Raw genomic sequence first — 12,174 nt, forward strand, 5'->3', positions numbered from 1 at the left:
GGTGGGGTTGTCGTTCGGGTTGCGACCAGCGATAACGCCCCACATGAAGAAGCAGGTACAGCGGCGGTCGCACCGGTTGGAGCGGCCCGCGTGAGGTGCTGGAAGGACGCATCTTGGCAGTCTCTAGCCAGACCAAGGCAGTTGCCGGAATCCCCGGAGCCCCGAAGAGGGTGTCGTTCGCGAAGATTCGCGAACCTCTCGAAGTCCCTGGGCTCCTCGATCTACAGACAGATTCCTTCGAATGGCTGATCGGCTCGGAGCGCTGGCGCGCGCTCGCTGCCGAGCGCGGTGACGGCCCCGTCGTCGGTGGCCTCGAGGAGATCCTGGCGGAGCTCTCTCCGATCGAGGACTTCTCCGGGTCGATGTCCCTGTCCTTCTCCGATCCGCGCTTCGACGAGGTCAAGGCCTCGGTCGAGGAGTGCAAGGACAAGGACATGACGTACGCGGCGCCGCTGTTCGTCACTGCCGAGTTCATCAACAACAACACCGGCGAGATCAAGAGCCAGACGGTCTTCATGGGTGACTTCCCGATGATGACCGACAAGGGCACCTTCATCATCAACGGCACCGAGCGTGTCGTCGTCTCGCAGCTGGTGCGCTCCCCGGGCGTGTACTTCGACCGCACGGTCGACAAGAGCACCGAGAAGGACCTGCACAGCGTCAAGGTGATCCCGGGCCGCGGCGCGTGGCTCGAGTTCGACGTCGACAAGCGCGACACCGTCGGCGTGCGGATCGACCGCAAGCGCCGCCAGCCGGTCACCGTGCTGCTCAAGGCCCTCGGCTGGACCAACGAGCAGATCGTCGAGCGCTTCGGCTTCTCCGAGATCATGATGTCCACCCTCGAGAAGGACAACACGGCCGGGACCGACGAGGCGCTGCTCGACATCTACCGCAAGCTGCGCCCGGGCGAGCCGCCCACCAAGGAGAGCGCGCAGACCCTGCTGGAGAACCTCTTCTTCAAGGACAAGCGCTACGACCTGGCGCGCGTGGGACGTTACAAGATCAACAAGAAGCTGGGCCTGAACGCCGGCCAGCCGATCGAGGCGTCGACCCTCACCGAGGAAGACATCGTCGCCACGATCGAGTACCTGGTGCGCCTGCACGCGAGCGAGACCACCATGACGGCGCCGGGCGGCGTCGAGGTTCCCGTCGAGGTCGACGACATCGACCACTTCGGCAACCGTCGCCTGCGCACCGTCGGCGAGCTCATCCAGAACCAGATCCGCGTCGGCCTGTCCCGCATGGAGCGCGTCGTCCGCGAGCGGATGACCACCCAGGACGTCGAGGCCATCACGCCGCAGACGTTGATCAACATCCGTCCCGTCGTGGCCGCGATCAAGGAGTTCTTCGGAACCTCCCAGCTGTCGCAGTTCATGGACCAGAACAACCCGCTGTCGGGCCTGACCCACAAGCGCCGCCTCTCGGCGCTCGGCCCGGGTGGTCTGTCCCGTGAGCGGGCCGGCCTCGAGGTCCGCGACGTCCACCACTCGCACTACGGCCGCATGTGCCCGATCGAGACGCCGGAAGGCCCGAACATCGGCCTGATCGGCTCCCTGTCGGTGTACGCGCGGGTCAACCCGTTCGGTTTCATCGAGACCCCGTACCGCAAGGTCGAGGGCGGCATCGTCACCGACCAGGTCGACTACCTCACCGCCGACGAGGAGGACCGCCACGTCGTGGCGCAGGCCAACTCGCCGGTCGACGCCGACGGCCGCTTCACCGAGGAGCGCGTCCTCGTCCGCAAGAAGGGCGGCGAGGTCGAGTTCGTCGCGGCGACCGAGGTCGACTACATGGACGTCTCGCCGCGGCAGATGGTGTCCGTGGCCACGGCCATGATCCCGTTCCTCGAGCACGACGACGCCAACCGTGCCCTCATGGGTGCGAACATGCAGCGTCAGGCCGTGCCGCTGGTGCGCAACGAGGCCCCGGTCGTCGGTACCGGCATGGAGCTGCGTGCCGCCGTCGATGCCGGCGACGTCGTCGTCACCGAGAAGTCGGGCGTGATCGAGGAGGTCTCCGCCGACTTCATCACCGTGATGGCCGACGACGGCACCCGTCGCACCTACCGGCTGCGCAAGTTCGACCGCTCGAACCAGGGCACCTGCTCGAACCAGCGGCCGATCGTGGACGAGGGCCAGCGCGTCGAGTCCGGCCAGGTTCTCGCCGACGGCCCCTGCACCGAGAACGGTGAGATGGCGCTCGGCAAGAACCTGCTCGTGGCGATCATGCCGTGGGAAGGCCACAACTACGAGGACGCGATCATCCTGTCGCAGCGCCTCGTGGAGGAGGACGTGCTCACCTCGATCCACATCGAGGAGCACGAGATCGACGCCCGCGACACCAAGCTCGGTGCCGAGGAGATCACCCGCGACATCCCCAACGTCTCCGACGAGGTCCTCGCGGACCTCGACGAGCGCGGCATCGTGCGCATCGGCGCCGAGGTGCGCGACGGCGACATCCTCGTCGGCAAGGTCACCCCGAAGGGTGAGACCGAGCTGACCCCCGAGGAGCGGCTGCTGCGCGCGATCTTCGGCGAGAAGGCCCGCGAGGTGCGCGACACGTCGCTGAAGGTGCCGCACGGCGAGACCGGCAAGGTCATCGGCGTCCGCGTGTTCTCGCGCGAGGACGACGACGATCTGCCCCCGGGTGTCAACGAGCTGGTCCGCGTGTACGTGGCGCAGAAGCGCAAGATCCAGGACGGCGACAAGCTCGCCGGCCGGCACGGCAACAAGGGCGTCATCGGCAAGATCCTCCCGCAGGAGGACATGCCGTTCCTGCCCGACGGCACCCCGGTCGACATCATCCTCAACACCCACGGTGTTCCGCGTCGTATGAACATCGGCCAGATCCTCGAGACGCATCTCGGCTGGATCGGCAAGGCCGGCTGGAACGTCCAGGTGGCCGGGGACGGCGAGCGTCCGGAGTGGGCGAAGAACCTGTCCGACGACATGCTCGCCGCCGAGCCGAACACCAACATCGCCACCCCGGTGTTCGACGGTGCCCGCGAGGACGAGCTGACGGGCCTGCTGGGCTCCACGCTGCCGAACCGCGACGGCGAGGTCATGGTCGGCCCCGACGGCAAGGCGACGCTGTTCGACGGTCGCTCCGGCGAGCCGTTCCCGTACCCGGTGTCGGTCGGCTACATGTACATCATCAAGCTGCACCACCTGGTCGACGACAAGATCCACGCGCGTTCGACCGGCCCGTACTCGATGATCACCCAGCAGCCGCTCGGTGGTAAGGCGCAGTTCGGTGGCCAGCGCTTCGGTGAGATGGAGTGCTGGGCCATGCAGGCCTACGGTGCGGCATACACGCTGCAGGAGCTGCTCACCATCAAGTCGGACGACGTGGTGGGCCGCGTGAAGGTCTACGAGGCCATCGTGAAGGGCGAGAACATCCCGGAGCCGGGCATCCCCGAGTCCTTCAAGGTGCTCCTCAAGGAGCTTCAGTCGCTGTGCCTGAACGTGGAGGTGCTGTCCAGCGACGGCGCGGCCATCGCGATGGCCGACGGCGACGACGAGGACCTCGAGCGGGCGGCGGCCAACCTGGGCATCAACCTTTCCCGCAACGAGTCGGCCACGGTCGACGACCTCGCGAACTAGGAGCCGACCCGATGAGATACGCCCCGCTCAGCCGGCGCGTATCTCATCGGGCCCCGGCAGCGATAGCGACAACTAGCAGCAACAAAACCCGTAAAGGGGAAAGGAAGTTACGTGCTCGACGTCAACTTCTTCGATGAACTCCGCATCGGCCTGGCCACTGCGGAGGACATCCGCAACTGGTCGTACGGCGAGGTCAAGAAGCCGGAGACCATCAACTACCGCACGCTCAAGCCCGAGAAGGACGGCCTCTTCTGCGAGAAGATCTTCGGCCCCACCCGGGACTGGGAGTGCTACTGCGGCAAGTACAAGCGTGTCCGCTTCAAGGGCATCATCTGTGAGCGCTGCGGCGTCGAGGTCACTCGCGCCAAGGTGCGTCGTGAGCGCATGGGCCACATCGAGCTCGCCGCGCCGGTCACGCACATCTGGTACTTCAAGGGTGTGCCGAGCCGCCTCGGCTACCTGCTCGACCTGGCGCCGAAGGATCTCGAGAAGATCATCTACTTCGCCGCCTACGTCATCACGGCAGTGGACGACGAGCTGCGCCACAACGAGCTCTCGACCCTCGAGGCCGAGATGGAGGTCGAGAAGAAGTCCGTCGCCGATCAGCGCGACGCCGACCTCGAGGCCCGCGCGCAGAAGCTCGAGGCCGACCTGGCCGAGCTCGAGGCGGAGGGTGCCAAGTCCGACGTCCGCCGCAAGGTCAAGGACGGCGGCGAGCGCGAGATGCGTCAGCTGCGCGACCGCGCCCAGCGTGAGCTGGACCGGCTCGAGGAGATCTGGAACACCTTCACCAAGCTCAAGCCGAAGGACCTGATCGTCGACGAGCTGCTCTACCGCGAGCTGCAGGACCGCTACGGCGAGTACTTCACCGGCGCGATGGGCGCCGAGTCGATCCAGAAGCTCATCGAGAACTTCGACATCGACGCCGAGGCCGAGTCGCTGCGCGAGACCATCCGCAGCGGCAAGGGCCAGAAGAAGCTGCGCGCCCTGAAGCGACTGAAGGTCGTCGCGGCGTTCCAGCAGTCCGGCAACTCGCCCATGGGCATGGTTCTGGATGCGGTGCCGGTGATCCCGCCGGAGCTGCGTCCGATGGTGCAGCTCGACGGTGGCCGCTTCGCGACCTCCGACCTGAACGACCTGTACCGCCGCGTCATCAACCGCAACAACCGCCTCAAGCGACTGATCGACCTCGGCGCCCCCGAGATCATCGTCAACAACGAGAAGCGGATGCTGCAGGAGTCGGTGGACGCGCTGTTCGACAACGGCCGTCGTGGCCGGCCGGTCACCGGCCCGGGCAACCGTCCGCTGAAGTCGCTGTCCGACCTCCTCAAGGGCAAGCAGGGCCGGTTCCGCCAGAACCTGCTCGGCAAGCGCGTCGACTACTCCGGCCGTTCGGTCATCGTCGTCGGCCCGCAGCTCAAGCTGCACCAGTGCGGCCTGCCGAAGCTGATGGCGCTCGAGCTGTTCAAGCCGTTCGTGATGAAGCGCCTGGTCGACCTGAACCACGCGCAGAACATCAAGTCCGCGAAGCGCATGGTCGAGCGGCAGCGCCCGCAGGTGTGGGACGTCCTCGAAGAGGTCATCAACGAGCACCCCGTGCTGCTCAACCGTGCTCCCACGCTGCACCGCCTCGGTATCCAGGCGTTCGAGCCGCAGCTCGTCGAGGGCAAGGCCATCCAGCTGCACCCGCTCGTGTGTGAGGCGTTCAACGCCGACTTCGACGGCGACCAGATGGCCGTGCACCTGCCGCTGTCCGCGGAGGCGCAGGCCGAGGCCCGCATCCTCATGCTGTCGTCGAACAACATTCTGTCGCCGGCGTCGGGTCGTCCGCTCGCCATGCCGCGTCTGGACATGGTGACGGGTCTGTTCCACCTGACCCGCCTGGTCGAGGACGCGCCGGGCGCGTACCGGCCGGCCACCGACGACGAGCCGGAGCAGGGCGTGTACTCGTCCCCGGCCGAGGCCATCATGGCCGTCGACCGCGGCGTGCTCTCGGTGCAGGCCCCGATCAAGGTGCGCCTGACGCAGCAGCGCCCGCCGAAGGACGTCGAGGCCGAGCTGTTCCCCGAGGGCTGGAACTACGGTGACGGCTGGACCGTGCAGACCACGCTCGGTCGCGTGCTGTTCAACGAGTTGCTGCCGGTGAACTACGGCTTCGTCAACGACGTCATGCCGAAGAAGCGTCAGGCCGCGATCATCAACGATCTGGCCGAGCGCTACCCGATGATCGTCGTCGCGCAGACCGTCGACAAGCTCAAGGACGCCGGCTTCTACTGGGCCACCCGCTCGGGTGTCACCGTGTCGATGGCCGACGTGCTGGTGCCGCCGGAGAAGAAGGAGATCCTCGAGCGCTACGAGGCGTCCGCGGATCAGCTCGAGCGCAAGTTCGCTCGTGGCGCCCTTTCGAAGGAGGAGCGGCGCGACTCGCTCGTCAAGCTGTGGCAGGAGGCGACCGAAGAGGTCGGTCAGGCCATGGAGGCGCACTACCCGGACGACAACCCGATCCCCACGATCGTGAAGTCCGGCGCCGCGGGCAACATGACCCAGATCCGCTCGCTCGCGGGCATGAAGGGTCTGGTGACGAACCCGAAGGGTGAGTTCATCCCGCGCCCGATCAAGTCCTCGTTCCGTGAGGGCCTGACCGTGCTCGAGTACTTCATCAACACCCACGGTGCCCGTAAGGGTCTGGCCGACACCGCGCTCCGTACCGCCGACTCGGGTTACCTGACCCGTCGTCTGGTCGACGTGTCGCAGGACGTCATCGTCCGCGAGACCGACTGCGGCACCCCGCGCGGTATCGAGATGGTCATCGCCGAGCCCGAGCGCGACGGCGCGGGCAACGAGACCGGCCGCCTGGTGCGCGACGCCCACATCGAGACCAGCACGTACGCCCGTACGCTGGCCACCGATGCGGTCGACGCGGACGGCAACGTCGTCGTCACCCGGGGCAGCGACCTCGGCGACCCGGCGATCGAGGCCCTGCTGGCCGCCGGCATCCGGAAGGTCAAGGTCCGCTCCGTGCTGACCTGCGACACCGGCACCGGCGTGTGCGCCACCTGCTACGGCCGCTCGATGGCGACCGGCAAGCTCGTCGACATCGGCGAGGCCGTCGGTATCGTCGCCGCGCAGTCGATCGGTGAGCCCGGTACGCAGCTGACGATGCGTACGTTCCACCAGGGTGGCGTCGGTGAGGACATCACCGGTGGTCTGCCGCGAGTGCAGGAGCTGTTCGAGGCCCGCGTCCCGAAGGGCAAGGCGCCCATCGCCGACGTCTCCGGCCGCGTGCGCCTCGAGGACGACGACCGCTTCTACAAGATCACCATCGTCCCGGACGACGGCGGCGAGGAGGTCGTGTACGACAAGCTGTCGAAGCGTCAGCGTCTGCACGTGATCCGCAAGGCGAACGGCACCGAGGGCATCCTCGCCGACGGCGACCACGTGGAGGTCGGTCAGCAGCTCCTCGAGGGTGCTGCCGATCCGCACGAGGTGCTGCGTGTCATGGGTCCGCGCCAGGTGCAGGTCCACCTCGTGAACGAGGTTCAGGAGGTGTACCGCAGCCAGGGTGTGTCGATCCACGACAAGCACATCGAGGTCATCGTGCGCCAGATGCTGCGTCGCGTGACGATCATCGACTCGGGTTCGACGGAGTTCCTGCCCGGTTCGCTGGTCGAGCGCAGCGAGTTCGAGGCCTCCAACCGGCGGGTCGTCGCCGAGGGCGGCGAGCCGGCTGCCGGTCGTCCCGTGCTCATGGGTATCACCAAGGCGTCGCTGGCCACCGATTCGTGGCTGTCGGCGGCGTCGTTCCAGGAGACCACTCGCGTGCTGACCGACGCGGCGATCAACTGCCGTTCGGACAAGCTGATCGGTCTGAAGGAGAACGTGATCATCGGCAAGCTGATCCCGGCCGGCACCGGCATCAACCGGTACCGGAACATCCAGGTGCAGCCGACCGAGGAGGCCCGCGCGGCCGCGTACGCGATCCCGTCGTACGAGGATCAGTACTACTCGCCGGAGGGCTTCGGCCAGAACACCGGCGCTGCGGTTCCGCTCGACGATTACGGTTACTCCAGCGACTACCGGTAGATCCGTCGCCGCGGCCGGGAAACCGGCTGCGGCCCGGCTCTCTGCCGTGGCCACGAAGGTCCCGCCCTCTTCTCTTCGGGGGCGGGGCCTTCCTGGTTTCCGGGGTAGACGACACGGCCGCGCCGGCCGTCGACTAGTTTGGATAGGCACTCCTAATAACCCGAAGGGAACGCCGGTGCCGTCGACCCGAATCCCCAGGCTGCTCGCCGCAGCCGGACTCGCTCTCACGTTCGTCCTGACCGCGTGCTCGTCGGGGAGCAATGAGGCCGGCGAGTCGTCCGTGGCCGGAGGCGCGTTCCCGGTCACGATCGAACACGCCCTCGACAGCACCACGCTCGACGCCGAACCCGAGCGGGTGGTCACGTGGGGCTTCGGCAGCACCGACGCCGCGCTCGCGCTCGGCGTCGTGCCCGTTGCCATCCCGGCCCAGTCCTACGGCGGCGACGCGCAGGGGGTGCTGCCGTGGATCGGGGACCGGCTCGCCGAGCTGGGTGCCGAGACACCGGCCGTCCTGCCGAACGACGGCACGGACGTGCCGGTCGAGCAGATCGCCGCGGCGCGGCCGGACGTCATTCTCGCCAACTACTCCGGGCTCACCCGGGAGCAGTACGAGACGCTGAGCCGGATCGCGCCGACCGTCGCGTACCCGGACGAGCCGTGGGCCACCCCGTGGCGCGACGTGGTCGCCACAGTCGGGCGGGCGCTCGGCAGATCCGACGAGGCGGCCCGGCTGATCGCCGACACCGAGGCCACCATCGCGGAGAAGGCGGCAGCCTATCCGCAGCTGCGGGGCAGGACCGTTGCCGCGGTGTGGGACACCGGCGACACCTTCTACGTCTACAAGCCGGCCGACTCGCGCGTGGAGTTCCTCACCGATCTCGGTCTGGTGAGCGCACCCAGCGTGGCCGAGCTGAGCGCCGACGAGTCCGGCTTCTACTTCACCCTCAGCTTCGAGGAGGCCGGCAAGCTCACCAGCGACATCCTGCTCTCCTACGCCGACGACGCCGCGGCCCAGGAGCGCACGCTCGCCCAGCCGTGGGCGCGGACCATGCAGCAGGTGACCGACGGGCGGGTCGCGAAGGTCAACGGCACCGAGCTCATCGCCGCGGTGTCGCCGCCGACCGTGCTGTCGCTGACGTGGGGCATCGACGCCTATCTCGAGGCGCTCGCCGCCGCGGCGAGGTAGGGCAATTCCCGGTCAGCGCGGGATGTGGAAGTCGACCAGGGCGGCACCACGCGGGCCCAGGTCGTGCCACGGCCCCCGCACCGCCAGCACCGCCACCGCGGAGGTCGGGAACTTCTCGATGATCTGACGGGCGGCGTCCGAGTCGTGGTCGTCCGCGAGCAGCAGCGTCGTCGCCGACAGGACGGGCTCGTGGCCCACCACGAGCAGCGTCGACACGTCGTCCGGGACCTGGCGGATCGCGTCGACGATCTTCCCCGGCGTGGCCTCGTAGAGGTCGTCGAGGAACTCCGTGGAGATCTCGACGGCGGCCTCCGCCAGGGTCTTGCGGGCGCGCGTCGCGCTCGAGCACAGCACGGCGTCGATCGGGGGCTGGTGGGCCCGCAGCCAGCGTCCGGCGAGACCGGCCTCGCGTCGTCCGCGTGGGGCGAGGGGGCGCTCGTGATCGGCGACGCCGTCCGGGTACGCGGACTTCCCGTGCCGCAACAGGATCAGGGTGCGGGTCATGGGTTCACCCTAGGTGGTGGCGGTCACCGGCGGCCGACGCGTGCCACCGCGCGCACCTCGTCGCCGACCGTGAACCACAGGGTCAGCGAGTCGGTGTCGTGACGGGCGCGCAGGACCAGCGCGTCGCCGGCGACGACCGGCCGAAGGTGCTCGATCACCGCACGGTACGGCGCGGTCTGCAGCTCCGGCCGGCCGGCCAGGTGCTCCTCGATGCCGTGCCAGTAGGCGGCGTTGTTGACGTGGTCGAACGGGTCGATATCGGTGGCCCGTAGCGGGAAGGCCGTGCCGGCGTCGGCGTCGTCGGACGGCGTGGGCGGCAGCCATGCCCGCCATCGCAGGCGGGTGTCCTCCGCATGGCGGGCCATGTGCTCCCAGAGCCGGTCGCTGATCCGGGCCGGCATCCCGTTGGTGGGCCCGATGTTGATCCAGAACGCCGAGGTGTCGATCAGGGCGTCGCCGGTGCCGTCGAGCCGCACGCGGACGTTGGCCCATCGCGTGGACAAGGCGTCGCACCACCGGCGCAGTTCGAGTTGTTCGCGGAAGCGGGCCGGCCGGTGCACGTCGACGACGGTGCGGCGCACGATCCACAGCGGGTCGGTGGCGGTGGCGTCGACGGCGTCGAGGTTGTCGGTGCCGATGTCCTGCAGGTAGCGGGCCACGCCGTCGAGACGGAGCCGTTCCCGGCTGTCGACGTCGCCGGTGCGCACCGTGCGCGTGGACCGGAACGCGTCGTCGGGCGGGGGAGCGGCCCCGAGGGGTCGCGCCAGCGCGTCCTCCGCCGCGGACTTCTCCGGTGCCGGTTTCGCGGCCGTGTCCGAACTCATTCGTCCCCCTGCTCGTCGTCGGGCCCTGCCGATTCTGACAGCTGCGGAGCAGGGCTGCAGCGAATCTTGCGAGGGGCGAGACACCGAGGCTACAGTGGAGTTAACTGTTACCGGATGTCACATGAAATCCGGTCCCGGCTCTTCGAGGACACGACATGGCCTATGTGATCACCCAGACGTGCTGCAACGACGCGAGCTGCGTCGCCGTGTGCCCGGTGAACTGCATCCATCCCACGCCCGAGGAGCGGGAGTTCGCGCAGACCGAGATGCTGCACATCGACCCGCAGGCCTGCATCGACTGCGGCGCGTGCGCGGACGCCTGCCCGGTCGAGGCGATCTTCCCGGAGGACCGGCTCACCGAGGCTCAGGCCCGGTTCAAGGACATCAACGCCGACTACTACACGGCGCACCCGATGCCCGAGAGCTGGATCCCGCTGACGCCCGTCCCGGCCCCGCCGCGGGGGCAGGGCACCCTGCGCGTCGCGGTCGTCGGTGCCGGTCCGGCGGCCTGTTACGCCGCGCAGGAACTGCTCGAGCGCTCGAACGTCGAGGTGGACATGTTCGACCGGCTCCCGACCCCCTGGGGCCTGGTCCGCAGCGGTGTCGCGCCCGACCACCCCGGCACCAAGGCCGTCACCGAGTCGTTCGAATGGTCGTTCCGCCGCGACGCGTTCGCCCTGCACCTCGACGTCGAGGTCGGCCGCGACATCGACCACGCCGAGCTGCTCGCCCATCACCACGCCGTCGTCTACGCGACCGGGGCGTCCGCCGACCGCAACCTCGGCATCCCCGGCGAGGACCTTCCCGGCAGCCACGCCGCCACCGAGTTCGTCGCCTGGTACAACGGCCACCCCGACTACGCCGACCGGAGCTTCGACCTCTCCGGCGAACGCGCGGTCGTGGTCGGCAACGGCAACGTGGCCCTCGACGTCGCCCGCATCCTCACCATGGACGTCGACGAGCTGGCCCGCACCGACATCGCCGATCACGCCCTCGAGGCGCTGCGCCGGAGCAACATCCGCGAGGTCGTCCTGCTGGGCCGCCGCGGCCCGGCCCAGGCGGCCTACAGCAACCCCGAGTTCCTCGCCCTCGGCGATCTGAACGGCGTCGACGTCGTCGTCGACGAGACCGAGCTCGAGCTCGATCCCGACAGCGCGGCGCTCGCCGCCGCGGACCCGGCGGTCGCGATGCGCATGCGGCTCGCGCGCGAGTACGCGCGCCGCGAGCCCCGGCCGGGGAACAAGCGCATCGTGTTCCGCTACCTCGTGTCGCCCACCGAGATCGAGGGCACCGAACGGGTCACCGGACTGCGCGCGGTGCGCAACGACCTGATCGCCGGCGACGACGGTGCGCTCGTCGCCCGGCCGGCCGGGCAGGCCCTGCACCTCGACGCGCAGCTGGTGCTGCGCTCGATCGGCTACCGCGGGGTCCCCCTCCCGGGAGTGCCGTTCGACGAGCGACGGGGGATCGTCCCCAACGAGGGCGGGCGGGTCACCGCTGCCGGACCCGGCGTGTACGTCACCGGGTGGATCAAGCGCGGTCCGAGCGGCGTGATCGGAACCAACAAGGCGTGCGCCAAGGAGACGGTCACGGCCCTGCTCGCCGATTTCGACGCCGGCCGGCTCGCGCGTCCGGCCGGAGGCCGGCGGGAACTCGATCGCCTGCTCGGGCAGCGGCGGCCCACCCGGGTGGGCCTGAGCGGATGGCACGAGATCGACGAGGCCGAGCGGGCGGCCGGCCGCGCCGCCGGACGGCCGCGCGTCAAGCTGACCGACCGCGCCCGCCTCACCGAGACCGCGGCCGGGCGCCCGCGGCCGGGGCGAAGCCTGCTGCGTCTGGTGCGCCGATAATCGGTTGGGGCTCCGCCTGCGTCGGGACTAGTATCTTTCGGCGGTGCCCGGCACCGCCCGCGGCGACGTCCGCCGGGGGAGCGCAGGCCGGGATGTCGATCCGCCGCGCTGTCGGGGCGCGCGCT

Annotated in this window: 6 protein-coding genes; 4 read left to right on the top strand and 2 right to left on the bottom strand. The window is 69.0% G+C overall.

Translation table 11 applies throughout. The features are described 5' to 3' along the window. The first annotated feature begins 95 nt into the window (after positions 1–95). The 3 genes from rpoB (at position 96) to ACWPOB_RS14585 (ending at position 8,871) form a co-directional block, all read left to right on the top strand. On the top strand, positions 96–3,602 hold the full coding sequence (rpoB, locus tag ACWPOB_RS14575) for a DNA-directed RNA polymerase subunit beta (protein ID WP_100056843.1): 3,507 nt from the start codon (positions 96–98) through the stop codon (positions 3,600–3,602). A 111-nt stretch (positions 3,603–3,713) separates the two neighbouring features. After that, positions 3,714–7,685, top strand: a complete 3,972-nt coding sequence (locus ACWPOB_RS14580) for a DNA-directed RNA polymerase subunit beta' (RefSeq protein ID WP_455401254.1) — start codon at positions 3,714–3,716, stop codon at positions 7,683–7,685. 175 nt (positions 7,686–7,860) lie between these two features. Continuing rightward, entirely contained in the window at positions 7,861–8,871 is a 1,011-nt protein-coding gene (locus tag ACWPOB_RS14585) for an iron-siderophore ABC transporter substrate-binding protein (protein ID WP_455401255.1), read from the top strand. Between the two features lie 12 nt (positions 8,872–8,883). Here the strand turns inward: ACWPOB_RS14585 and ACWPOB_RS14590 are convergent, their stop codons facing one another. Together ACWPOB_RS14590 and ACWPOB_RS14595 are read right to left on the bottom strand one after the other, a co-directional pair. Continuing rightward, positions 8,884–9,375 carry a SixA phosphatase family protein gene (locus ACWPOB_RS14590; RefSeq protein WP_455401256.1) on the bottom strand — a complete coding sequence of 164 codons (492 nt, stop codon included), beginning with the start codon at positions 9,373–9,375 and terminating at the stop codon, positions 8,884–8,886. A 23-nt stretch (positions 9,376–9,398) separates the two neighbouring features. After that, positions 9,399–10,199 (bottom strand): acyl-[acyl-carrier-protein] thioesterase, encoded by an 801-nt coding sequence (locus tag ACWPOB_RS14595; protein WP_100056845.1) that lies wholly within the window; start codon positions 10,197–10,199, stop codon positions 9,399–9,401. Between the two features lie 155 nt (positions 10,200–10,354). Here ACWPOB_RS14595 and ACWPOB_RS14600 point away from each other — a divergent pair, with 155 nt between their 5' ends. Then, positions 10,355–12,049, top strand: a complete 1,695-nt coding sequence (locus ACWPOB_RS14600; protein ID WP_455401257.1) for an FAD-dependent oxidoreductase — start codon at positions 10,355–10,357, stop codon at positions 12,047–12,049. The last annotated feature ends 125 nt before the right edge of the window (positions 12,050–12,174 follow it).

It is taken from the genome of Rhodococcus sp. 2H158 (assembly GCF_053764755.1).